This is a genomic window from Sphingomonas trueperi, assembly GCF_011927635.1.
GTDB lineage: Bacteria > Pseudomonadota > Alphaproteobacteria > Sphingomonadales > Sphingomonadaceae > Sphingomonas > Sphingomonas trueperi.
Window position 1 is genome coordinate 1 of the sequence record NZ_JAATJB010000020.1, and the last position, 24298, is coordinate 24298.

The 24298-nt window shown below is 68.4% G+C and carries 20 protein-coding genes; 7 read left to right on the forward strand and 13 right to left on the reverse strand.

What is annotated here, in order from left to right; all coding sequences use genetic code 11:
- Positions 1–90: 90 nt before the first annotated feature.
- The gene (locus GGR89_RS20145) at positions 91–720 is read right to left on the reverse strand and encodes a hypothetical protein (RefSeq protein WP_125977012.1); all 630 of its coding nucleotides are present in this window, start codon (positions 718–720) and stop codon (positions 91–93) included.
- A 196-nt stretch (positions 721–916) separates the two neighbouring features.
- Between GGR89_RS20145 and GGR89_RS20150 the strand changes: the two genes are divergently transcribed.
- The gene (locus GGR89_RS20150) at positions 917–1363 is read left to right on the forward strand and encodes an RcnB family protein (RefSeq protein ID WP_125977011.1); all 447 of its coding nucleotides are present in this window, start codon (positions 917–919) and stop codon (positions 1361–1363) included.
- Positions 1364–1371: 8 nt separating this feature from the next.
- Here GGR89_RS20150 and GGR89_RS20155 read toward each other — a convergent pair whose 3' ends face one another.
- Both GGR89_RS20155 and GGR89_RS20160 read right to left on the reverse strand, forming a co-directional pair.
- Positions 1372–2718: an ATP-binding protein gene (locus tag GGR89_RS20155; RefSeq protein WP_125977010.1), complete on the reverse strand. Its 1347-nt coding sequence runs from the start codon at positions 2716–2718 to the stop codon at positions 1372–1374.
- Complete coding sequence (locus GGR89_RS20160) at positions 2715–3431, reverse strand: response regulator (RefSeq protein ID WP_125977009.1); 717 nt, start codon at positions 3429–3431, stop codon at positions 2715–2717. Before GGR89_RS20160 ends, GGR89_RS20155 begins: the two co-directional genes overlap by 4 nt.
- A gap of 159 nt (positions 3432–3590) precedes the next feature.
- On the opposite strand from GGR89_RS20160, the gene GGR89_RS20165 reads away from it, so the two are divergent.
- The 5 genes from GGR89_RS20165 to GGR89_RS20185 all read left to right on the forward strand — a co-directional run bounded on the left by GGR89_RS20165 (position 3591) and on the right by GGR89_RS20185 (position 8947).
- Positions 3591–4076: a hypothetical protein gene (locus GGR89_RS20165; RefSeq protein WP_125977008.1), complete on the forward strand. Its 486-nt coding sequence runs from the start codon at positions 3591–3593 to the stop codon at positions 4074–4076.
- Positions 4077–4147: 71 nt separating this feature from the next.
- Positions 4148–4573 carry an EF-hand domain-containing protein gene (locus GGR89_RS20170; protein WP_125977007.1) on the forward strand — a complete coding sequence of 142 codons (426 nt, stop codon included), beginning with the start codon at positions 4148–4150 and terminating at the stop codon, positions 4571–4573.
- 50 nt (positions 4574–4623) lie between these two features.
- Positions 4624–5679 (forward strand): sensor histidine kinase, encoded by a 1056-nt coding sequence (locus GGR89_RS20175; protein ID WP_125977006.1) that lies wholly within the window; start codon positions 4624–4626, stop codon positions 5677–5679.
- The gene (locus GGR89_RS20180; RefSeq protein WP_125977005.1) at positions 5676–6416 is read left to right on the forward strand and encodes a LytR/AlgR family response regulator transcription factor; all 741 of its coding nucleotides are present in this window, start codon (positions 5676–5678) and stop codon (positions 6414–6416) included. Before GGR89_RS20175 ends, GGR89_RS20180 begins: the two co-directional genes overlap by 4 nt.
- A 68-nt stretch (positions 6417–6484) precedes the next feature.
- On the forward strand, positions 6485–8947 hold the full coding sequence (locus tag GGR89_RS20185) for a DUF6265 family protein (protein WP_209092429.1): 2463 nt from the start codon (positions 6485–6487) through the stop codon (positions 8945–8947).
- A gap of 62 nt (positions 8948–9009) precedes the next feature.
- On the opposite strand, the gene GGR89_RS20190 is transcribed toward GGR89_RS20185, so the two are convergent.
- Positions 9010–9936, reverse strand: coding sequence for a LysR family transcriptional regulator (locus GGR89_RS20190; protein ID WP_206431279.1), 927 nt, complete (start codon positions 9934–9936; stop codon positions 9010–9012).
- A gap of 106 nt (positions 9937–10042) precedes the next feature.
- Here GGR89_RS20190 and GGR89_RS20195 point away from each other — a divergent pair, with 106 nt between their 5' ends.
- The gene (locus tag GGR89_RS20195) at positions 10043–10867 is read left to right on the forward strand and encodes an oxidoreductase (RefSeq protein ID WP_125977003.1); all 825 of its coding nucleotides are present in this window, start codon (positions 10043–10045) and stop codon (positions 10865–10867) included.
- Positions 10868–10987: 120 nt separating this feature from the next.
- Here GGR89_RS20195 and GGR89_RS20200 read toward each other — a convergent pair whose 3' ends face one another.
- The 9 genes from GGR89_RS20200 to GGR89_RS20240 form a co-directional block, all read right to left on the reverse strand.
- Positions 10988–12424, reverse strand: coding sequence for an efflux transporter outer membrane subunit (locus tag GGR89_RS20200; protein ID WP_125977002.1), 1437 nt, complete (start codon positions 12422–12424; stop codon positions 10988–10990).
- Positions 12421–15594: an efflux RND transporter permease subunit gene (locus GGR89_RS20205; protein WP_125977001.1), complete on the reverse strand. Its 3174-nt coding sequence runs from the start codon at positions 15592–15594 to the stop codon at positions 12421–12423. The genes GGR89_RS20200 and GGR89_RS20205 overlap by 4 nt, the downstream gene beginning before the upstream one ends.
- Positions 15591–18707 (reverse strand): efflux RND transporter permease subunit, encoded by a 3117-nt coding sequence (locus tag GGR89_RS20210; RefSeq protein WP_241218031.1) that lies wholly within the window; start codon positions 18705–18707, stop codon positions 15591–15593. The genes GGR89_RS20205 and GGR89_RS20210 overlap by 4 nt, the downstream gene beginning before the upstream one ends.
- A gap of 8 nt (positions 18708–18715) precedes the next feature.
- Positions 18716–19861: an efflux RND transporter periplasmic adaptor subunit gene (locus tag GGR89_RS20215; protein ID WP_125976999.1), complete on the reverse strand. Its 1146-nt coding sequence runs from the start codon at positions 19859–19861 to the stop codon at positions 18716–18718.
- Between the two features lie 34 nt (positions 19862–19895).
- Positions 19896–20717 carry a hypothetical protein gene (locus tag GGR89_RS20220; RefSeq protein WP_125976998.1) on the reverse strand — a complete coding sequence of 274 codons (822 nt, stop codon included), beginning with the start codon at positions 20715–20717 and terminating at the stop codon, positions 19896–19898.
- Between the two features lie 105 nt (positions 20718–20822).
- A complete protein-coding gene (locus tag GGR89_RS20225) occupies positions 20823–21296 on the reverse strand; it encodes an RcnB family protein (protein ID WP_164521910.1) in 474 nt (157 codons plus the stop codon).
- A gap of 80 nt (positions 21297–21376) precedes the next feature.
- Entirely contained in the window at positions 21377–22003 is a 627-nt protein-coding gene (locus GGR89_RS20230; protein WP_164521911.1) for a DUF4410 domain-containing protein, read from the reverse strand.
- Between the two features lie 109 nt (positions 22004–22112).
- Positions 22113–23468 (reverse strand): ATP-binding protein, encoded by a 1356-nt coding sequence (locus tag GGR89_RS20235; RefSeq protein WP_125976995.1) that lies wholly within the window; start codon positions 23466–23468, stop codon positions 22113–22115.
- Positions 23462–24187, reverse strand: coding sequence for a response regulator (locus tag GGR89_RS20240; protein WP_125976994.1), 726 nt, complete (start codon positions 24185–24187; stop codon positions 23462–23464). Before GGR89_RS20240 ends, GGR89_RS20235 begins: the two co-directional genes overlap by 7 nt.
- Positions 24188–24298 lie beyond the last annotated feature (111 nt).

Here is a 24298-nt window from a genome sequence, read left to right on the forward strand (position 1 = left end):
TGCTCCTCGGTGAAACGGCTCTTCCTCATTCCTCTGCTCCTTCCTTGGGGCAGACTCTACATCAAAGCGAGGGAGCCAACCGGGGGCAGGTCAGGCGGGATTATGCGCGACGATTCCCGCGCCGTTGGAAACATGGCTTAGATGGTAGTCGGCTTCAAATGCGAGGCAGTCGTTGAGCTTGACCATCGCGCCCGGTCCGGCCCGCAGATAGCCGTTGAAGCCGGTGCCCCCCGGCGGAAATTGAATGCCATGCGTCCAGAGCATGTTGACCGACCCGTCGACGAACAGGCGGACCTTGTCGAGCCGTAGCAGGTCGATCCGTGCCTCCACGCCGCCATTGAACCCCAAGACATCGACATTGCGCGCCGGGGCCGTGGAGAATGGCTCGGCAGTCGACCCCTTCGCATAGGTAATCCCGCCACCGGCGCGAAGCTCGAGCGGGCCGTGCAGCGTCCAGGCGCGTTGCACCTCGAGCCTCGCCAGGCCGATGTCGCGGAAGTCGCGGTTGAAGTCGTTGCGTGGCGCATTGTACTCGCTGCGCACGACCCAGCTTCGTTCGTCGACCGAGAAGAACCCTTTCTTCTCGGCGCCGGCTGATTCCTGCGCCGCTGCGGGGGGCGACGCCGCCAGCGCAGCCAGTGCCGACGCGGCGGCCGTCCGGGCAAGGAGGGAAAAGCGGCCATTTGCCTGTGGCCGATGACGATCGATGATCCGATGCATAACACTTCTCCTGGACCCGGACAGTAGGCGGCCGGGTGCTCGGCAGGAGCACTAGGATCTGGCAGTAAGCACAACATTGCTTCGCCGTAACGGAGTGTACCCGCCGGCTCGGCGCTTACAAAAGCTTACAGAGGCACATTCCAGCGTTGCATTCGGGGGCAAGAAGAAGCGCTTTCTTCTTGCGGAGTCAGAGCACATGATCCTCGAAATCGTCATCGCCGGCGCGCGCCAGGCGGGCATGGCAGCGATGCTGCTAGCGTCGTCCGTTGCGAGTTCGCAGCCGGTGTCCGCTGCGCCGGTGCAGGTCTCCCGGCCCGCCCCGCGCGTGGTGGTCGTCGATCCTACCCGTCCCGGCTGGTGGCGTGGTCGGCCGGAATTCACCGTCTATGCCGGCCCGCGCCGAGGCTATTACTTCGCACCCGGCTATGGCTATTATCTGCCGCCGCGCGGGGTGTATGGACGCGTCTGGGTGGTGGGCGTGACCTTGCCGCCGCCGATGCGGCGCTATGTCGTCGTCGAGCCGCGCGCTTATGCGCTGCGGGTGCCGCCGGCGGGCTATCGCTGGTATTATGCGGGCGATCGCATCGTGCTTGCTGCGATCGCCACGGGCATCATCCTGGAGTCGGTGCCCGGCGGCTGGTAGCGGCGCGTTCAGCACGTCGCGCGGGGATAGTGCAGCACCACGCGGAGCCCGTGCGGCGTCGCCTGCTCGAACCGCACCGATGCCCGGTCGCGGCCGGCAAGCGCACGCACGATCGCGAGCCCCAGCCCGGCGCCGCCGGTCTCGCGGCTGCGCGAGGGGTCGAATCGCTGGAACGGCAGGCCCAGCCGCGACAGCGCCGCTGCCGGCACGCCGGGGCCGTCGTCCTCGACGGTGATCGCGACCGAAGCATCTCCCGCCGCCGCTGCCGTCACGACCACGCGGGTGCCGTGGCGCAGCCCGTTGACGATCAGATTGTCGAGCACCCGTCGCAGCGCCAGGGGGGTCGCGGCGATGGCCAGGTCGGCGGGCACCGGTGCCAGAGTCACGGCATCGCCGAGCTCGGCATGCGCTGCGACGATTTCGCCGAGCGCGGTCGCAAGTGGCACGGGCTCGGGCCGCGCCGGTGGTGCGCTGTCGCGATCGGCGAGGAACAGCGTATCGTCGATTAGCGCCGCCATCTCGTCGAGGTCGCGCACGGCGCGGTTCCGCTGCTCGCCATCGTCGATGAACTCGGCGCGCAGCCGCAGCCGCGTGAGATAGGTGCGCAGGTCATGCGCGATCGCGCCGAGCACCCGGGTGCGCTCGCCGACCAGCGCGCGAATCTGCGCTTTCATCTCGTTGAACGCGGCGGCGAGCGCGCGGATCTCCCGCGGCCCCCGCACCGGCAGGTCCGGCGCATCGAGATCGTCCGCGAATCGGCGAACGCCCCGCGACAGCTGCCCCAGCGGCCTCGTCGTCTGCCGTACCGCCAGCATCAGCGCACCGAGCAGCACCAGCGCCCCGGCCGCTCCCACTATCGCCCGGCCCTGGATATAGGCGCGCAGATCGTCCGAGGGCTGGCTGGTGAGCAGCAGGATCTCGCCGTCGCGCAACCCGATCGCCACGCGGATCGGCGCCAGGAAGCGTGCCGGTCGCGCCACATCGCCGATCCATCGGCCGATCCGCGGCCGCCGCCCGTCGACGCTGACCGCGCGGCCGTTCGCGGCGGCGCGATAGCGTGCGGCGAGCCCCTCCAGCTCGTCCGACGACCGCCAGCGTGGCGGAAGCGCGGACGCAAGCGATAGCGAATAGAGACCGCCATCGAAGGCGCCGACCAGCGCGCTCCGTTGCGCTGCCGGCGCGCGATCCAGCGCGTCGGCGATGGCGGCCGCTTCGGTGGGCTTCGGCAGACCATAGGAGCGGCCGGAATCGGACGATCGTGGCAACACCACCACCGCGATCACCAGCTGGACCAGCAGAAAGCCGATCAGCAGGATCGCCGCCAGCCGCAGCGAAAGGTTCGAGCCGATGCTCACAGCCGTTCCACCGCAAGGGTGAACTGATAGCCGCCGCCGCGCACCGTCTTGATGATGGTATCGCCGCCCGGCGCGCAGGCGAGCTTGCGGCGCAACCGGCTGAGCTGGACGTCGATTGCCCGGTCAAACGGTCCCGCGCTACGGCCGCGCGTCCAATCGAGCAGCTGGTCGCGGTTCAGCACCCGCTGCGGATGGGTGGCGAAACAATGCAGCAGGTCGAACTCGCCAGCGGTCAGTTCGATCTCACCGCCGTCCGGCGCCGCCACCGCCCGCGCGCCGACGTCGAGCGTCCATCCTCCGAAGCGATAGCGTTCGGTGGGGATCGGGGCGTGCACCCGGTGGCGCGGGCGGGTCCGGCGCAGGATCGCGCGCACGCGGGCGACCAGCTCGCGCGGGTTGAACGGCTTGGCGAGATAATCGTCCGCGCCGAGCTCGAGCCCCACGATCCGGTCGACATCGTCGCTTTTGGCGGTGACCATCAGCACGGGGATGTCCCCGGCCGCATGCAGGCGCCGGCAGAGCGAGAACCCGTCCTCGCCGGGCAGCATCACGTCGAGCACCGCGAGATCGACGCGGCGACGCTCGTTCAGCTGATCTAACTCGGCCGTCGTCCGGCATCCCACGGCTTCGAAGCCTTCGCGGTGGAGCAGGTCCACCACGAGCGCGCGGATTTCCCGGTCGTCCTCGACGACGGCGATGCAGCTGGTTTCCATGGCGTATCAATAGCGCCGCATGCGCTGCAGGTGAACGCGGCGAGGCGGCGGCGTTACACTCTGTTACCCTTCGTCACGCAGGGGTCGCAGGGGCATTACAGCCGCCCGCTAGACCCGATGCTAGCGGCGGCTTCCGTCGCCTGTGCAAGGAGTGACACGATGTACAAGCATGTTCTGGGCTTCGCCGCGCTCGCCGCGGGGCTGACGACCCTGGCCATCCCAGCCGAGGCGCAGGTGCGTCGCGGCCATGCCGTGGTCGGGAGGACCGCGTCGGGGCAGGGCTTTGCCCAGTGGCGATCGGCAACGCGCGCGCCTGGCGCGGCGACGGTCCGGCGTGGCCTGCAGTTGTCCGACGGACGCGGCTATCGGCACGAGCGGAGCCGCGACTATGGTCCGGGCCACGCTTCGGCGGATCGCAGCACCCAGTTCAACAATGGCCGTGGCGCCACCACGGCGCGCGACGCGAACTGGGGCGACGGCAGCTTCAGCGGCAGCCGCACGACCACGCTGAACAACGGCGACAGCTATCGCCGCACGACCAGCGCCACCGCCAATGGCGACGGCACAGCGAATTATTCCAGCAGCTTCACCGGCCCGCAGGGCGCGACCCGCACGGTGAGCGGCACCGTGCCCACCCGGCGCTGACTCTTTTCCCCCGCGGTCGCGTCTTCAGCCCCCTGGGCGCGGCCGCACCCACGCTTCGAGGCTTTCATCGCATGAAGACATCTCTGTTCCTTCCGATCGCCCTTCTGATGGCGAGCCCCGCACTGGCGCAGATGCAGCGCGATCCCGCTGCCGCGCTGGCCAATGCCGATGCCAATGGCGACGGCGTGACCACCCGCGAGGAGTTTCGCCAGTCGCGCGTCGCCCGGTTCGACAAGGCCGATCGCAACCATGACGGCGCGGTGAGCCATGACGATTTCAAGCGGCTGGCGCGGTTCCGGCCCGATGCCGTCGAGCGGCTGGACGCGCTGATTGCCGAGGCCGACGCCGATCACGACGGCCGGCTGACCCGCGACGAACTGGCACGGGCGCCGATGCCGATGTTCGATCGCGCCGACGCCGATCGGGACGGTAGGGTGACCCAGGCCGAACTCGCCGCGTTCAAGGCCAAGCTCGCCGCGCTGCGCGATCAGCGCTGATCGTCCCTTCCGCGGCGTTGGCGGTGATGGCATGATCGCGCGCGATCGTCATGCCCGAGCGCCGCCTTCTCCGCCTCGCCGCGATCTGGGTCCTCTGGCTTCTGGTGGCCCTGATCACCTCGGCGCAGACCTATGTCGCCGGCCTTGCCGCCGGAACGGCCCAGCCCTGGCATGTGGCGTTCGCCAACGGTGTCCTTTGGTATGCGCCCTGGGCGGTGCTGACGCCCGCGGTAGTGGCGGTGGCGCGCCGCTTCGCCGGCGAACGGCGCGTGCCGCTGCTCGCGGCGGTCCATCTGGCGGCAGGCACCTGCATCCCCGTCATGCACGCAGCGCTCTACACAATGTTGAACGCGGTGATCTACGGCAGGACGGCATGGGCCGCCTGGAGCACGGAGCTGCTGCTGCGCAAGCTGACGAGCGCTGTTCACGTGAACCTGATGATCTACGCGATTCTCGTCGGCATCGTGCTCGGCGCCCGTGCCTATCGGGCGCTGCGCGACCGCGAAGTCGCCGCGGCCCGCCTCCAGGCGCAGCTTGCCGAGGCGGAGACGGCGGCACTGCGCGCGCAGCTGCAGCCGCACTTCCTGTTCAACACGCTCAACGCCATCTCCGCCTTGGTGCCCGACGACCCGGTGACCGCGCAGCGGCTGATCGCGCGGCTCGGCGATCTGCTGCGGCTGTCGATCGACGCGCGACGCGCCGAGCAATCCCCACTCGCCGACGAGCTCGAATTCGTCGACGCCTATCTCGCCATCGAGGAGGCGCGGCTGGGCGACCGGCTCCGCGTCGTACGCCGTGTCGATCCGCAAGCGCTCGCGACCAACGTGCCGGCGCTGCTGCTCCAGCCGCTCGTCGAGAATGCGGTGCGCCACGGCATTGCGCCGATCGTCATGGGCGGCACGATCGACATCCGGGCCGCGTTGCTGGGCGATAGCGTCCAGATCGTCGTGGCGGACGATGGGGCCGGGGCGGGCGCGGTGGTGGAAGGGATCGGGCTGGGCAATGCGCGTCGGCGCCTCCGCCGGTTGTACGGCGAGCGGCAGTCGCTCGAGATCGAGAGCGCACCGGGAAACGGGTTCCGCGTGATGCTGGTGGTGCCGCGATGATCCGGACCCTGATCGTCGACGACGAACCGCTCGCGCGCCGCGCCATTCGCGCGCCGCTGGACTTGCAACCCGATGTCGAGGTGATCGGCGAGGCGGGGCATGGCGCCGCCGCAATCGCGGCGATCGAGGCTCTGCGCCCCGACCTGATCTTTCTCGACGTGCAGATGCCCGAGATGACCGGGTTCGACGTGATCGAAATGATCGGTGTCGATGCGATGCCGCTGATCGTGTTCGTGACGGCATTCGACGCCTACGCCCTCCGCGCCTTCGAGGCGGAGGCGTTCGACTATCTTCTCAAGCCCTTCGACGATCTTCGCTTTGGCCAGGTCCTCGATCGCGTCCGGCGGCAGCTTGCCGCCAAGGACGCGCATGGCGATCGGCTGCGATCGATGCTGCGGACGCTTGGCGAGGCGCCGAAGCTGGTGGTCCGCTCCCATGGCAGCGTCCGGCTGGTCCGGCTCGACGAGATCGACTGGATCGCCGCGGCCGGGGACTATGCAGAGGTGCATTGCAACGGGCGAGCGCTGCTCCTCGGCGAGTCGATGGCGGCGCTGGAGCGCAGTCTTCCGCAGGAGGCGTTCGCGCGCATCCACCGCTCGGCGATCGTGCGCCTGGACCGCGTGGCCGAGATACGTTCCGGGGCCCATGGCGACGGCGTGTTGCGGCTCGCCTGCGGTACGGAGCTGCGCTTCAGTCGACGCTACCGGCAGGCGATCGACGCCTATTTGGGGCGCTGATCCCGCCTGCCGAGGCGGCCGTCCCGCTCGCCGATGATGTGTTGCTTCCACCTATCGTTCCGGGCCGGATGTCGGTGCACCGGAACGGGAGGGTGAACATGGGGTGGGCAAAAGCGCCGTCTGCGCGGTTTCGATTTCTGACGGCGGCGCTCGCGCTGGCCGCGCTGTTCTCGACGGGACCGTCGGGGGCGCAACCCGCCGCGCGGGCGATGATCAAGCTACGAACCGAAGGCAGCCCGGCCCCGCGCGCGACAATCGCCGACATGGCGTGGATCGAGGGACATTGGATCGGCGAGATGCCGGACGGCCCGGTGGAGCATGTGGTGCTCAGCCCCCGCTTCGGCCACCTCCCCGGCTTCGTACGGGCGCTCGGCGACCGAAGCCCGGTGTTCTACGAGATCAGTGTATTCGCCGAGGCGGGCGATTCGCTGACGGTGCGGGTCAAGCACTTCACGCCCGAGCTTGCCGGCTGGGAAGCGCAGTCGGGCTATGTAGACCGCCCGCTGGTTGATCGCGATGCGACCAACTTCTACTTCGACGGGATCACCTTCTCGAGAACCGGGCCGGACAGCTTCACGGTCTATTTCCTCAATCGTTCGGAGGGCCAGGAACGCGAGACGCTGGTGATTCCCTTCCGGCGCAAATCCGCGTCCGCGGGCACGGAGCCTGGCGTACCGGCGGGCGCCGTGCAACAGCAGGGCCGGCTGGTCAACGAACAGCTGCAGTCGGCGAGCTTCGCCAGCAGCAGGATCGGCATCTCTCCGATCCGAAACGTCACCGTCTATCTGCCGCCCGGCTATGCGCAGGTCGATCGCCGCTTTCCCTCCCTCTATTACCTCCAGCACTTCTTCGAGGACCATCGCGAGCCCTTCGCCAGCCATGGCGCGAAGCAACTGCTCGACGCCGCGATCCGGGCGCATGTGACCGGCGATGTGATCATCGTCGCCGCTGACTTCTCCACGCCCGCAGGCAGCTCCTGGTACGTGAACTCGCCGGTGACGGGAAATTGGGAAGACTTCCTGGTGCGCGAGTTGGTGCCGCATGTCGACGCCACCTACCGCACCCTTGCCAGCCGCGATGCGCGCGGCGTGGTTGGGGACGGGGTCGGCGGCTATGGCGCGATCCGCTTGGGGATGCGCCATCCCGAGCTGTTCGGGGCAGTATATGGCATGCATCCGGTCGGGACGGGGCCCAGTATCCAGCCATCGCACAGTCGCCCCGATTTTGATCTGCTGGCACGCGCCCGATCGCTCGAAGACCTGGGCGACGACGGGTACTCGCGCATTTTCACATCGATCTACCAAGCCTTTTCGCCGAACCCTGGCCGGCCGCCGCTTTATTTCGATCCCCCGGCGAGACGGGTGGTCGGTCGGCTCGCCGTGCACAGCGCGGTCACTGCGCGATTTCATCAAGGCTTTTCGCTCACCGAGCTGCTGCCAGCCTATGCCGACAATCTGAAGTCGCTGCGGGGCTTCAAGTTCGACTGGGGGCGGCAGGACATGCTTGCCGATCACGTCTATGGCGCCCAAGCACTCTCGCATCGCCTAGCGGAGTTCGGCGTACCGCATGAAGCCGAGGAACATGGCGGCGGCTTTCGCGACCGGCATTGGGGCGAACAAGGGCGGTTCTACACCGACGTGCTGCCCTTCTTTGCGCACCACCTGCTGTTCGGCCCGCCCAGCACGGTGCAGGATCGGGCAACTGCGGCGCACGGCCGACTGCGCGAGGCACTGATCGCGAATGATCCCGGCATGCTCGCCGCGCCATATCGCGCCGATGCGAGGAGCATGCTCGACTATCAGCCGGCGCTGTACGGGAGGGCGCAGATCACCGCCTATCACCGCGCCATGGGGAAACGGCGTCGCGTGACCGGCTATGTGCCCGTGGCCACCGAAATCCTCGATCTTGGGACAGCCCTTGTCGAAACGGGCATGTTCACGATCACCTGGTCGCTGGCGACCGGCGCCACCGAGGAAGAGCGGGGCAAATATGTTCATGTGTGGGGCGTGGAGCCGGATGGCAGCCTGCGGCTCGAATCGGATGTCCGGGGGTATTTCCGCCGATTGCCGGACCCGGCCGCATTCTTCGTCGATCTGCCACAGGGCCATACATCGGCCGACCACCCATCCGCCGCCGATTTAGCGCTTGAACGGACGCTGCACGCCAGGAACGCGCGCAACGCCGTCGCAGTGCGGACCCACGACGCGGAAACCCAGATCGCGGACTATTCCGAGGATGCCGTGGTCATGCCGTTCGCGGACACCAACAAGACCGGCATCGCTGAGATCCGGCCCTATCTCCTAGCCTACACGGAGGCTGGCCGCGGCGCGACCTTCGGCTCGGTGCGCGTCTGGAATGTCGGCTTCGAAGATTTCGGTGCCTACGTGATCGAGTACCCGAAATTTCAGGTAAACTGGCGATCTTCAACCGCTTCCGGCGTCGTGAAAGGGGGTGGCCTGCGCCTCTGGCGCCGCCGCGCCGACGGGTCGCTTGCGCTATTTCGGCAGATCGGCACCCATGACTATCGATGAGTCACATCCGTCAGGCTTGCCTTCGCGCCAGCGACGTCGGAACGGATCCCGGGAGTGCCAGGTCAGGCAATCGGCGCAGGTTGGCGCAGATCGGAAGCGGCATTGCGGATCAGATCGATCACCGCGCGCGAGGCGGGCGCCATCTGCCGCTGTTGGGGGTAGCAAAGATAATAGCCGGGGAAGGGGACGGACCATTCCTGCAACAGGGGAACGAGCGCGCCTCGGGCAAAGGCGTCGACGACCGATTCTTCCTTGAGGAAGCTGATCCCGACGCCGGCCAACGCCGCCTGCATCATCACCGCGCGGCTGCTGGTGATCAGCGGCCCGTTCACGGCCACCGAGAACCAGCGGCCCTGCTCGAAGAACTCCCAGGCATAGGGTCCCGGTTGCCCGGGCCAGCGCCAGCGGATGCAGCGATGGTCGAGCAGATCCTTGGGCGTCTTCGGAGCGCCGTGCTCGGCGATATAGGCAGGCGCGGCCACGGCGAGCTGACGGATATCCCCGCCCAGCCGGAGCGCGACCATGTCCCGCTCGATCACCTCCCCGATGCGGATGCCGGCATCATAGCCGCTGCCGACGATGTCCAGAACTGTGTCGTCGATCGTGAGATCGAGCGTGATGTCGGGGAAGTCGCGGGCGAGCTGCGGCAGGATCGGCACCACGAAACTGTCCGCCGCAGCATGGAAGCAGTGGAGGCGAACGGTGCCCTTTGGCCGCCGGGCGGCATCGCGCGCCCTTGCGAGCGCCCCGGTCAAGCCATCGATCGCCGGGTTGATCTCGGCGAGCAGCGTCTCCCCAGCCTCGGTCAGCGAAACGCTGCGGGTGGTTCGGTGCAGCAGCCGGATGCCGAGCCGCTCCTCGAGGCCGCGGATCAGCTGGCTCAGCGCCGAGGACGACACCCCCAGCTGCTCCGCCGCCCGGCTGAAGCTGCGCTGCTCGGCCACGGCGGCAAAGGCGCGCAGGGCACCGAACTCACTGGGATGGATCATACGTCGCATCTCAGCATTGTGAAGCTGATCTTACAAGCCCGGGTAGCAAGCGCCCGATTATCCGACCCGGCTGAAAGGCTATGTCTGGCGGCGAAGGAGAACAGCTATGAAGACCTGGTTCATCACCGGCATTTCCCGCGGCCTTGGCAAGGCCCTTGCCCAAGCGGCGCTTTCGCGCGGCGACACCGTCGTCGGGACCGTCCGTGAAGGCGTGCCCGACCTCGTGGCGGGGAAGGGTGCGCTGCATGTCTTGACCGTCGACCTAACGGACAAGGCTGCGATCGCGCCGGCCGTGCGCGACGCATTCGAACGGACGGGCCGCATCGACGTGCTGGTCAACAATGCCGGGTACGGCCTGTTGGGGGCACTGGAGGAGGCGACCGACGCGGAGTTCGAGCGACTGTTCGCGGTCAACGTCTTCGCACCGTTCGCCGTCATCCGCGCCGCGCTACCGACACTGCGCCGGCAGGGCAGCGGCCATATCCTTAACATCACGTCGATCGCAGGCCGCGCGCCGGCGGGATCGTCCGGCCTCTATTCCGCAACCAAGTCGGCGCTCGAAGGGCTGACGCAGAGCTTGGCACAGGAAATCGCCCCCTTCGGCCTCAAGGCCACCGCGATCGCGCCGGGCGCGTTCCGTACCGACTTCCTGAGCGAGCATTCGATCCGGCGCAGCCAGGGCGGTGAGCAGTATGCGGAAAGCGTCGGAACCGCGGTTGCCCGCCTCAATGCCATGGCCGGCAGCCAGATCGGCGACCCGGACAAGGCGGCGGCTGCAATTCTCGAACTGGTCGACGCGGAAAATCCGCCGCTGCATCTGCTGCTGGGGAGCGATGCGCTGCGGCGCGCGCGCGAGAAGCTCGACACCGTGATCGACGAAATCGATCGCTGGGAGACGGTGACCCGCTCGACCGATCATCCGGTAGGATAAAGGCGTAGGCGGCTGGGAGCGGGTATCGTTGTGGCGAGTAAGTGGAAGTTGCAAGGTGCGCGGTTCTCGACGCCGGACCATGCGCCGGTGGGTGCGCGCTTGCACGTCCGATTACTCCGCTTACTCCGCTTGCGCAGCTCCCCAACCGCCACCAATCGCCTGGATCAGCGAGATCGTCGCCACCTGCCGGTTCGTCCCCGCCTGCACCTCGGCCTGGCGCGCGGAGAGGGCGGCGGTCTGGGCGGTGACGACGGCAGTATAGTCGGTCTGGCCGGCGAGATACTGGTTTATCGCGATTGCCTGCGCCTGGACCGCCGCAGTGGCGGCTGCGCCGCGCTCGTCGGCGACGGTGGCCAGCACCCGCACGGCTGCGAGGGCGTCCTCGGTCTGCTGAAACGCGGCCAGCACCGCCTGGCGATAGGCGGCCGCCGCCTGGTCATACGCGGCAAGCGCCTCCCGGACACGTGCCGAGCGCGCGCCGCCATCGAAGATAGTCTGGGCGGCGCTCGTGCCCAAGGACCACAGGCTGGCGGGGGCGGAGAACAGGCTGCCTAGCGCACCCCCGCTGGTCTGGGCGGACCCGGAGAGCGACAGGGTGGGGAAGAACGCCGCCCGCTGGACGCCGATCGCGGCGTTCGCCGCCGCGACGCGTCGTTCGGCGGCGGCAACGTCCGGGCGGCGCTGGACGATCGCGCCGGGCAGCACCGCGGGTACTTGCGGCACGGTGCGGTCCCATGCTGCCGGCGCGATCGAGAAGCGCGAGGGGTTGGCGCCGACCAGCACGGCGATGGCATGCTCGTAGATCGCCCGCTGCCGTGCGAGATCTGCCTGTTGCGCCCGGGCATTGCGGAGCTGGGTTTCGGCCTGGAAGACATCCGCCTGCGAGACGATGCCCTCGCGGAAGCGGTTCCGGGTGATCGTCAGCGATCGTTCGTAGGCCGCGCTGGTTTCCGCCAGCAAGGCCGCCTGGGCGTCGATCCCGCGCAGCTGGAAATAGTCGCTGGCCAGCTCGCCCTGCGCGGCCAGCGTCGCGTTGCGCAGGTCGCCCGCGCTCGCCTGCGCCGCCGCGCCGGCCTGCCGGGTGGCGTTGCCCACCCGGCCCCAAAGGTCCGGCTGCCAGGTCGCGCCGAGCGCCAGCGACGAGGTGGTGCCGCGACTGAGTGTCGCGGTGCCGCCCGATCCGCCCGGCACGATGCCGGTCGTTCCGCCGTCGAAGCTTTCGCTGCGGCTGGCGCTGCCATTGAGGTCCAGGCTGGGGAACAGGCCGGCCCGGCTTTCCCGCACCGCTGCCTGCGCCTGGCGATAGGCGGCGGCATAGGCGGCGACGTTCTGGTTGGAGATCGCGACCCGGGCCTCCAGCGCGTCGAGATCGCGATCGCCGAACAGTTTCCACCATTCGCCCTTCGCCACGTCGTCGGCCGGCGCGGCGCTGGTCCAGCCTGGCGCTTCCTTGAAGGTCGCGGGCAGCGCCATTGCCGGGCGCTGATACTCGGGCGCGAGCGAGCAGCCGGCCAATCCGGTCAGCGCGAGTAGCGGGAGGAGGGAGGCGCGGTTCATGCGGGCGAGGTTTCCTGTGGCGGCACGGTGCGCGCCGGGCGGGGGCGCTCGCGCCGGGCGAACCGGTCGAGCACGACATAGATGACGGGCGTGGTGAGCAGCGTCAGCACCTGACTGACCATCAGCCCACCGAAGATCGCTGCGCCGAGCGGCCGGCGCAGCTCCGCGCCGGCGCCGAAGCCGATCGCCAGCGGCACCGCGCCCAGCGCGGCGGCGAGCGTGGTCATCAGGATCGGGCGGAAGCGCAGCAGCGATGCCTCGCGGATCGCCTCGATCGCGCTCAGCCCGCGCGTCCGCTCTGCCTCGAGGGCGAAGTCGATGATCAGGATCGCGTTCTTCTTGACGATGCCGATCAGCAGGAGGATGCCGATTGCGCCGATCAGGTCGAACTGGAGGCCGAACAGCATCAGCGTGGCGATCGCGCCCAGCCCGGCGGGGGGGAGGGTGGAGAGCACCGTCAGCGGGTGAACCCAGCTTTCGTAGAGCACGCCCAGCACGATATAGATCGCAACGAGGGCGAGCCCGATCAGCAGCGGGATCGACGCCATCGAGCGCTGGAACAGCTGGGCGGTGCCGGCAAAACCGCCATGGACATCGCCGTCCTTCGCGCGGATCCCGCCCATTGCCTGCTCGACCATGCGCGATGCCTGGCCGAGCGAGATGCCGGGCGCGAGGTTGAACGCGATGGTGGCGGAAGGCACGCCCCCCTGGTGATTGACCTGCGCCGGGGCCGAGGCATCGCTCCAGCGCGCAAAGGCACCGAGCGGGATCATCGTTGCCGCCTTGGTGTTGACGGGTGCGCCGCCGGCGGCGTCGCGATTGGCGCTCGGCCCCTGCTGGCCGCTGCCCGTAAGCGGGCCGGTGGGAACATGGATGTGCGACAATCCGTCCGGGGAGGCCGCGATGCCGGGCGCCACGCCCATCACGACATGATATTGGTTGAGCCCGCTATAGATGATCGACACCTGACGCTGGCCGAAGGCGTCGTACAGGGTCTGGTCGACCGCAGCCGGGGTAATGCCCAGCCGCGCAGCGGTATCGCGCAGGACCTCGACATAGGCGCTCGCGGCGCCCGCGCTCATGTCGTTGTCGACATCGGTGACGAGGTCGGGCCGGGCGCGCAGCACGGCGGCGAGCTGGTCGGCGGCTGCTTGGAGCCGGGGAGCATCGGGGGCGGTCAGCGTATATTGATAGGTCGCGTTGGATTGCCGGCCGCCGGTGCGCAGATCCTGGACGGGGTTGAGGAAGGTCGTGGTGCCGGTGAACCTGTCGAGCGCGGGGCGCAGCCGTTCCACCACGTCGCGGGCCGAGGCCCGGCGCTCGCTTTGGGGCTTGAGCGTCAGGAAGAGGAAGCCGCCGCCGATGCGCTGGCCGCCGGTGAACGCCACGACGTTCGCAACCGCCGGATCCGCCTTGATCGTCGCGGCGATGCCGCGCAGCCGTTCGTCGAGGGCGCCGAACCCCATCGCCTGATCCGCGCGGACGGCGCCGAGAGTCGAGCCGGTATCCTCATCGGGGAACAGGCCCCTGGGGACGCCCGCCATCAATGCGACCTGGAGGAGCAGCGCCGCGATCAGCATCAGGATGGTGACGGCGCGATGGGCGAGCGCCCAGTCGAGCAGGCAGGCATAGCCCTGCTGCACCGCGCCGAACAGGCGATCGAAGCGGCTCTCGCGCGGTCGCCGCACCGGGCGCCCGCGCAGGAGCAGCGCGCTCAGCATCGGCGTGGTGGTGAGCGACAGCACCAGGCTGATCAGCACCGCGATCGTCATCGTCTGGGCGAATTCGTTGAACAGGCGCCCGGCCAGCCCGCCCATGAAGAGCAGGGGGATGAACACCGCGACGAGGCTCAGCGAGATCGACAGCACCGTGAAGCCGACCTCGCCTGCCCCGCGCAGGGCGGCTTCGAACGGCTTCATCCCGTCCTCGACATGGCGCTGGATATTCTCCAGCACCACGATCGCATCGTCGACGACGAAGCCGGTCGCAACCGTCAGCGCCATCAGCGACAGATTGTTGAGGCTGAACCCCGCCAGGTACATCACCGCCAGCGTGCCCGCGAGCGACACGATCGTCGCCACCGCCGGCACCACGGTCGCCCGCCAGGATTGCAGGAAGATCCCGACCACCGCGACCACCAGCAGCACCGCGATCACCAGCGTCAGCTCCACTTCGTGCAGCGACGAGCGGATGGTGATCGAGAGGTCGGCCGCGGGGTCGAGCCGGATGTCGGCGGGGATCGAGGCGCGCAGCGCGGGCAATTGCGCATTCACGAGGTCGATGGTGCGGACGATGTTGGCGCCCGGCTGGCGGCTGATCAGGATGTCGAGCGCGCGGCTGCCGTTGAAATAACCGGCGGTGCGGACGTCTTCCGGGCCGGTGCGCACCTTGGCGACGTCGGACAGGCGCACGGCTGCGCCGCCCCGCCAGGCGACGATCAGCCCGGTATAATCCTCTGCCCGCAGCGTCGGCGTGGCGGTGGTGAGCAGCCACGATGTCCTGCTGTCCTCGATCACCCCCTTGGGGCGATTGGCCGCGCTCGACTGAATGGCGGTGCGCACGTCCTCGAGCGGAATGCCGTAGCGGTTGAGCGCATCGGGATCGAGATCGACGCGCACCGCGGGCAGCGAGGCACCGGCCAGCTGCACGTCGCCGACCCCCGGCACCTGAAGCAGCCGCTGCTGTACGGTTGCCGCCACCGCATCATAGACCTGTGCCGGCGAGCGCGTGCTGGAGGTGAGCGACAGGATGAGGATCGGTGCGGCAGCGGGGTTGATCTTGCGATAGCCGGGGTTGGTCCGCAGGGTCGCGGGCAGGTCGCCGCGTGCGGCGTTGATCGCCGCCTGCACGTCGCGCGCGGCGCTGTCGGCATTGCGCGAAAGGTCGAATTGCAGGGTGATCTGGGTGATGCCGACGTTCGAGCGCGAGGTGAGTTCGGTGAGGCCCGCGATCGACTGGAAGCGCTTTTCCAGCGGTGCGGCGACGCTCGACCCCATGGTTTGCGGGCTGGCCCCGGGCAGGGTGGCGGTGACGTTGATCGTCGGCAGGTCGATATCGGGCAGCGGTGCGACCGGCAGGCGGAAGAACGCGACGATCCCGGCGAGCAGGATGCCGAGCGTGAGCAGCATCGTCCCCACCGGCCGGCAGATGAAGGGCGCGGCGATATTCATGCGGCGGGCACCGCCGCCGGCTCGCCACCGGGCCCTGCGCTCCAGCGCCTGCGCAGCCGCTCGAAGCCGAGGAAGATCACCGGCGTGGTGAACAGGGTCAGCGCCTGGCTGACGATCAGGCCGCCGGCGATCGCGATGCCGAGCGGCTGGCGCAGCTCAGTGCCGATGCCCTGGCCGAAGATCATCGGCAGCGCAGCCATCAGCGCGGCGAAGGTGGTCATGATGATCGGGCGGAAGCGCAGCCGCGCCGCCTCGCGGATCGCGCTTTCCGCATCCTTGCCTTCGGTCCGTTCGGCGTCGAGCGCGAAGTCGATCATCATGATCGCGTTCTTCTTGACGATGCCGATCAGCAGCACGATGCCGATGATCCCGATCACCCCCAGGTCATTGCCCGTCACCAGCAGCGCGAGCAGCGCCCCCACGCCCGCCGACGGCAGCGTCGAGAGGATCGTGACGGGGTGGATGTAGCTCTCATAGAGCACCCCCAGCACGATATAGACGACGATGATCGCGGCGAGGATCAGCCAGCCCTCATTGGCCAGGCTGGCGCGGAAGGCGTCGGCCGAGCCGATGAACGTCGTGTCGATCGTCGCGGGCATCCCGATCCGCCTTTCGACGCGCTGGATCTCGGCGACGGCGTGGCCGAGCGACTGGCCGGGCGCGAGGTCGAAGCCGATCGTCACGGAGGGGAACTGGCCGATCCGATTGACCGCAAGTCGTGCGGGATGGGCTTCGAACCGCGCAACGGTGGACAGCGGCACCTGCGTGCCCCCGCTGGTCGGCAGGTAGACGCGGCCGAGATCGACGGGCGCGGTGACGGCGCCGGGCGCGCTTTCCAGGACCACGCGATACTGGTTGGACTGGGTGAAGATCGTCGAGACGATCCGCTGGCCGAACGCGTTGTAGAGCGCGGCATCGACCGCCGCCGCGCTGACGCCCAGCCGCGCGGCGGAATCGCGGTTGACGGCGACGGTGATGCCATTGCCCTGCGCCTGCACGTCCGAGGCGACACTGGCGAGCGCGCGGTCGCTGCGCAGCGCGGCAACGAGGCGTGCGGACCATTGGTCGAGCGCCGCCTGATCGCCGCCCTGCAGGGCGAAGCGATACGCAGTGGGCCCAGTTTCCGTGTCGATGGTCAGATCCTCGACGGGCCGTACATGGAAGGTCAGCCCCTGCAGCGCCGCCGCGCGCCGCTTCAGGTCGCCGACCACCTGGTTCAGCCGGGCGCGATCGCCCTTGTTCTTTAGGTTGATCAGCATCCGGCCCTGGTTGGGCCCGGCATTCTGGGGATCGACGCCGATGGCGGCACTGATGCTCGCCACCGCAGGATCAGTGAGCAGCGCGCCGGCGAGTCGCTGCTGCATCGCCGCCATCGCCTCGAACGACGCGGCCTGATCGGCGACGAACACGGCCTGAAGCTGGCCGTTGTCCTGCTGGGGAAACAGTCCCTTGGGGATCGCGACGAACAGCAGCGCGGTGAGGCCGAGACTGGCGGCGAACACGACCAGCGTCAGCGTCTGCCGTACCAGCACCCAGTCGAGGGCCCTGGCATAGCCATTGGCGAGCCGGTCGAACTGGCGCAGCGTCCAAGTGGAGACATGCGAGCGGCGTTCGCCTTCGTCGCGCAGCCAGCGCGCCGAGAGCATCGGCGTCAGCGTGAGCGCCACCACCGCCGAGATCAGGATGGTGATCGCGAGCGTGACGGCGAATTCTCGGAACAGTCGCCCCACCACGTCTCCCATGAAGAGCAGCGGGATCAGCACGGCGATCAGCGAGAGGGTGAGCGAAACGATGGTGAAGCCGATCTCGGCCGATCCGCGCAGCGCAGCCGCCATCGGCCCGGCGCCGTCCTCGCGGTGGCGCTGGATGTTCTCGATCACCACGATCGCGTCGTCGATCACGAAGCCGCTGGCGATGGTGAGCGCCATCAGCGTCAGGTTGTTGAGGCTGAACCCCAGCAGCTGCATCGCGGCGAAGGTGCCGATGATCGAGAGCGGCACGGAGGCACTGGCGACCAGGGTGGCGCGGAGGTCGCCCAGGAAGAAGAAGATCGCCAGCATCACCAGCAGCACGGCGAGGACCAGCTCGACCTGCACGTCGTGGACCGAGGCGCGGATGCCGGTCGTCCGGTCGGCGAGCAGGTGCGCATGCACGTCCGCCGGCAGCGCCTGTTGCAGCGCGGGCAGGGCTCTCTTGATTGCGTCGGTGGTGGCGACCACGTTCGCCCCCGGCTGGCGGCGCACGTCCAGGACGATCGCGGGCTTGCCGTTCATGAAGCCGGCAACTCGCGCATTCTCCTGTGCCTGCACCACCTTGGCGACATCGCCAATGCGAACCGCCGCGCCGTTTTCATGCTGGATGATCTGGTCGCGATAGCTTTCCACGGTCTGCAACTGATCGTTGGAATCGATGATCCAGGAGCGCGCGTCGCCGTCGAAGCTGCCCTTGGCTGCGTTGACGCTGGCATTGGTGATCGCGGTGCGCAGCTGGTCGAGCGACATGCCGCGCGCGGCGAGCGCGGCCATGTCGGCCTGGATCCGCAGCGCGGGTCGCTGTCCTGCCCCTAATGTAACCTGGCCGACGCCGGACATCTGCGCGATCTTGGTGGCGACGCGCTGGTCGACCAGGTCCTGCACCTCGGGAATCGGCCGCACGGTCGACGTGAAGGCGAGCGTGAGCACCGGCGCGTCGGCCGGATTGACCTTGGCATAGCTGGGCGGGGCCGGCAGATCGTTGGGCAGCAGCGCATTGGCGGCGTTGATCGCTGCCTGCACTTCCTGTTCTGCCACGTCGAGTGTCTGGTCGAGCCGGAATTGCAGCGTGATGACCGAGCTGCCGACCGAGGAAACCGACTTCATCCGCGCCAGCCCCGCCATCTGGCCGAACTGGCGCTCCAGCGGCGCGGTGACGGTGGCCCCCATCACGTCCGGCCCGGCGCCGGGATAGCTGGTGGTGACCTGGATCGTCGGATAATCGACCTCCGGCAGCGCCGAGAGCGGCAGCGCGCGATAGCCGATCAGCCCGGCGAGCAGGATCGCGATCATCAGCAGCGTCGTCGCCACCGGGCGCTCGATGAAAAGCCGCGACGGATTGGCTCGGCCTTGATCGGCCATGGCGTTGCTCATTTGCGCGCGGCGTCCAGATCCGCCAGCGGCGCGACCTTCATGCCGTCGTCCAGCGCATCGGCGCCGGTGCTGACGACCGTCTCTCCGGCAGTGATGCCCGACAGGATGGCGACCTGGTTCCCGAGCGAAGGGCCGGTCTTCACGCGCTGCAGATGCACCACCTTGTCGCTGCCGACCACGAACAGGAAGTCGCCCTGGTCGCCGTGCCGGAGCGCGCTGACCGGCACGGTAACGGCATCGGCGATGGTGCCCGTCCGCACCGAGACGTTGACGAACTGATTGGGAAACAGCTTGGCGCTCGCATTGGCGAAGCGCGCCTTTGCCGTGACCGTGCCGGTGGCGGGATCGGCCTGGTTGTCGATCGCGAGCAGCGATCCTTCGGCCAGCGCCTGCGACGATGCCTGGTCGAGCGCGCGCACCGGCGCGCCTTGCGCGCGCATCAGCAGGCCGATCTGTGCCTGCGGCACCGCGAACGACACGTCGATCGGATCCTCGACCGTCACCACGAATACGCCATTGCTGTCGCTGGGGCTCACATAGGTGCCGATATCCGCCTTGCGCAGGCCGACACGCCCGGCGACCGGCGCGACCAGATCGGTGTAGCGCAGGTTCAGCCGCGCATTGTCCACCGCCGCGCGATCGGCGGTGACGGTGCCCTCGAGCTGGCGGACGCTGGCCTGCTGGCTGTCGACTTGCTGTCTTGCGATCGAATTTTGGGCGAGCAGCCGCTGATAGCGGGCGAGATCGAGCCGAGCGTTGGCAAGCTGTGCCATGTCGCGCGCCAGATTGCCCTGCGCCTGCGCAATCGCGATCCGATAGGGGCGCGGATCGATCTGCGCGAGGCGCTGTCCCTTGGCGACCATCTGGCCTTCCTTGACGTCGATCGCGAAGATCGTGCCCGAAAGCTGCGCCCGCACCGTGGCGGAGACCACCGGCTGCACCGTGCCGATCGCCGAGAGGGTCTGTGGCACGTCCTGCCGGGCCGCGCGGGCAACGCCGACCCGCGGCGGTGCGCCCGCCACCTGCTCCGACTTGGGGACGCGCACGAGCATCACCGCGCCGACGATGAGAAGGATCGTGACGGCGCATGCGATCAGAATGATGCGCCGGGACGTGCGGCGCGTGCGAGGCTGGTCGGTCATTAGCTGGGCGGTTTCCGGACTGGATCGAGCAGGATCAGGGGCGGGGAGGCTGCGCGGCGTCCACGGGGATCGTTTCGCCGCGCGGCGTGGCGGGGAAGGGACGTGGCACCGCGACGCCCTGTGGCGAGAGGCGAAACGCGAAGGGATAGCGCGTGCCGTTCCATTCGATCTGCATCCGGATCTCTGCCGGTAGCGGCATCTTCTTGTCGAAGGGGACCACCACGGCCCCGCCAAAGCTGTTGCCCGGGTCCACCGTCGTCGTCTCGAGCACGCTGCCGTCGATCCGGTCGAGCGTATAGTCCAGCTTGCGGTCGATGCCGTGGATCACGATCGCGCCGGCTGCCACCGCGGCGGTGGCGCCGATGATCCCCGGCGTATCGTCTTCCCATCGGATGGTGCGGCCATAGGCGCCATGCGGCGTGTAGACGCGCTGCTGATAGCTGTAGCTGTTCGACATGGTCGATGCCGCGCCCGCCACCACGCCGGTGATCAACGCCGCGGCGATCTTGCGGTCGCGCGCCTGGTCGCGCGCCTGCGCCATCAACTGATCATGCGTCGGCAGATAGGTGGGGACGCCATTGATGCTGACGTCGACATTCTCGATGCCGAAATTGCCAGGCCATCGGCTCTTGTTGAACACGGCGATCCCAAGCGTGATCTGGCCCTTCTCGATCGACAGCGGCCGGACCTCGACCGCGCCTTCGGGCAGTTCCAGATTGACGGTTACCCGCCCTCGATCATAGCGGGCGGTCTCCGCGCCGATCTTCACCGGATACAGCGCGAGCGGCGTCGCCGCGATCGCAGTGCCGGTCACCGCCAGAGCCGAGGCCGAGGCTACCAATTTGCTGAAAACCATGGATGGTCCTTTTGTATCGAAGGGGGTGGGCGCCGCGCCTCCGGAGTTCGCGGCGCCCCGCCGGGCCGGTTCGGGGTGGGGGGCAAGCCGGCCAGGCGTAGGAGATCACCAGCCGCCGGCCACCGATTGCACGATCACGCCGGTGGACGTGGCGGCGAGCACCATACCGGGCCCTGCATAATACCAGGCATAGCCGGCGGGGGCGGGTGCCAGGCCATATGTCGCCGGCGCAACCACCACATAGGCGCGCATCGGCACCGGCAGGACGACGCCCGCAACGAAGGGCCGCTGCCAATAGCCGCGCGGTATCGCGTAATAGCCATAGCCGGGCGCGAAATAATATCCTCGGCGCGGGCCGACATAGCCGACAAAGGCAGGCTGGCCGCGCCACCAGCCGGGCCTGCTGCGATCGACCACCACCACGTGCGTGCGGGCGGGACCCCGATCGACGATGATCGCGCGACCGGATGGCGGGCCTTGGCGATGGATCTGTGCATTGGCACCCGTTGGGAACAGGACTGCCGCACCGCAGCCGGCGAGCAGCGCCAGTGCCAGGCGTGTCGCATAAAACCGCTTCATGACAGGGCTCCTTCTTTCTTCCTGCCCCGGTTCTACCGTGCCATTGCAAGGCACCTTCGTGGGGTTTGTCAGCGATTGTGTCATGCGCCGGTCCCGTGCTGGTCGCCGGCCGCCCCGGAAGGCCAGGTCCAGCCCGCTTCGCCGTATCGGCGCTTCAGCTGCTGGAGGATCGACCTGTCGAGCCTGGCGACGGCACGGCCCAGCCCTTCGCGCAGGCCCAGCGTCCCGCTGGCTGCCAGCGGGATCAGACGTACCGACCCGGCTGTCGCCAGCCCGATCCCGACCGGCAAGACCAGTCCGGGACGGGGCTGGGTCCAGGCGTGACCGTCGAAGGCGAGCTGTGGTTGGCTATCCCCGTTCACTGTAAATCGCACTTTTGCCGACAATGTCGCGCAGCCCGCGCCAAAGCCGATGGCCAGGCGCTTGACGAAACTGCCCCGGTCGGTCGCGTGGACCGATACGCTCAGAAGCGCAGGGGCGACGTTCGACGGCGCGCGATCATGATCGACCACGCGGAGCCCTGCCTTGCGCAGGCGCTGGGCAAGGTCCCGTCCGATCTGCGCGGCAGCCCAGCGTCCCGCCGCATCGGCCTTGGCGTCGCCGGTCGGCGCGTACACGGCATCGACCGTGATCGCGGCGGGCGCGGCAGGGATCGTCGCGGCGCGCTGGACATTGCTCACCCGGCTGGTCGCGCACCCTGCGAGCATGCCGGCAACGGCCAGAGAGGCGCATGCGCGCAGGCAAGCGCTGGGATGGGTCTTCATGGGAGCGACCTTTGCCACTCCCACGCCGCATCCATATGCGCGGATTGTAAGCTTATGTAACGGCCGTGGCGTCCGCGTCCGGCAGGGTGAGAATGGCGCGCAAGCCGCCTTCCTGGCGGTTCTCCAACCGCAGGGTTCCGCCGAAGCGATGCGCGAGCGCTTGCACGATCGAAAGCCCCAATCCGACGCCCCCGGTGTGCCGCGCGCGCGAGGATTCGAGCCGCATGAAAGGCTCCACCAATTCCGGCAGTCGGTCGTCGGGCACGCCGGGGCCGTCGTCCTCGACGCTGAGGAAGATCGTCCCGCCCGCGCGCGCAACCGCGATGGTGACGGCGGTGCCGCCATAGCGGTCCGCATTGTCGAGCAGGTTGGCGAGCATCCGCCGCAGGGCCAGCGGCGTGACCTTCGCCCGCCAGCCGACGCAATCTCCGACCAGCCGGATCTGCTCGCCCATCTCCCGGCGCGTGTGCAGGACCTCGGCCAATTGCGCATGCAGGTCGATCACCGCGCCTTGTCCGCCCCATTCGGGGCCCGGCCGGGCAAAGGTCAGCGCATCGTCGATCAGGTTGCGCATCTCGAGCAGGTCGCGCTCGGCTAGTGCGCGCTGCTCCTCGTCGTCGATGAAGTCGCTGCGCAGTTCCAGCCTGGTCAGGTACGTGCGGAAATCATGCGCGACCGCGGCGATGATGCGCGTGCGCTCATCGAGCAGCGCGTGGAGGCGCATCCGCATCTGGAGAAACGCCCCGCCCAATTCCTTCATTTCGCGCGGACCGTGCGTCACCAGCCCGTCGGGATCGTCCTGCCGCACTGCCCTTGCCAGCCGCTCGACGGGGCCGGTGGTAAGCGCCGCGAGCCAGAAGATCACCAGAATGTCGAGCACCAGCACCGCGACGCCAACGATCGTCAGTCGCTTGAGAAATCGACTGACCGGCGTGGGGATGGCCCTCTGGATCTCCACTGCGCTGCCATTGGGCAACGCGACGATCACGCGGAACGGGCTGTTCGAGAATAGCGGCTGTTCCGCCAGGCTCCCCAGGATGTCATGGCCATTCGCCTCGATACGGAACGGTCGTCCACCCAGCGCCTGGCGATAGCGTGCGGCCGCGTCGGATCGGGCCGTGTCCGCATCGGCGCGGACGAACGGCGCGCGGTCCTCCAGCAGTCGCACATTCTGCCGGTCGTCCTGAAACGCGCGGACGAGATCGGGGTAGGTCTCCGGCGGCGCCCGCTCGAACGCAGTGACGATCGCGGCGACTCGATCGGGAACCGGCATCATGTACAGCCGGTCGTGGTCCTTCGGCCCCAGCCGTACGAACGCGACCAGCATGCCGGTAAGGAGCAGCGCGTGGAGCAGGATGATTGCGCCGATCCGCTGGCGCAGCGTCGTGCGCCCCAGCCAGCTCAGCATCGCGTCACCGACGGCGCGAACAGATAGCCGTCGCCGCGCACCGTGCGGATCAGCGCCGGCTCGCGCGGATCGTCGCCCAGCTTGCGCCGCAACCGGCCGATCTGAACATCGATCACGCGATCCGTCGGGGCCGCCAGGCCGCCGCGCGTCCAATCGATCAGGAACTCGCGGGACAAAATGCGCTGGGCGTTCTGCACGAGCGCGTTGAGCAAGTCGAACTCGCCCGTCGTCAGCGTTACGGGATTGCCGGCAGGGTCCAGCAGGTCGCGCGGCGCGACGCGCAGCAGCCAGCCGTTGAACTGGAAATTCTCCCCGATGCCGCCCGCCGGGATCGCCGCAATGTCGCGCGTGCGCCGGATGATCGAGCGTACCCGCGCAAGCAGCTCGCGCGAGTTGAACGGCTTGGCGAGATAATCGTCTGCGCCGAGTTCGAGCCCGACGATGCGGTCGATCGGGTCGTCTTTCGCCGTGACGATCAGAATGGGAAGCCGCGGCCAGTGTGCCCGCAGCGTCCTGCAGATGTCGAGGCCGTCCTCGCCGGGCAGCATTAGATCGAGGATCAGGCAGTCGATCCGCTCGAGATTGCCCATCGCGAGCAAGGTCGCCGATCCGGCATGCGCCGACACGTCATATCGCTCGCGCTGCAACAGCTTGGCGACCAGATCGCGTATGCCTGGATCGTCTTCGATGATCGCTACGGTGCCGGCGCTCTCGGACATGCTTTTCCAGTTGTTTCGGGAGAATGTACGGCAAGCCGGGTCGCTTTTGAACGGGAGAATGGAACGCCCGGCGCGGCAGCCTCGCCAGCCTCGTCCTTGCAGCCGCGCCGG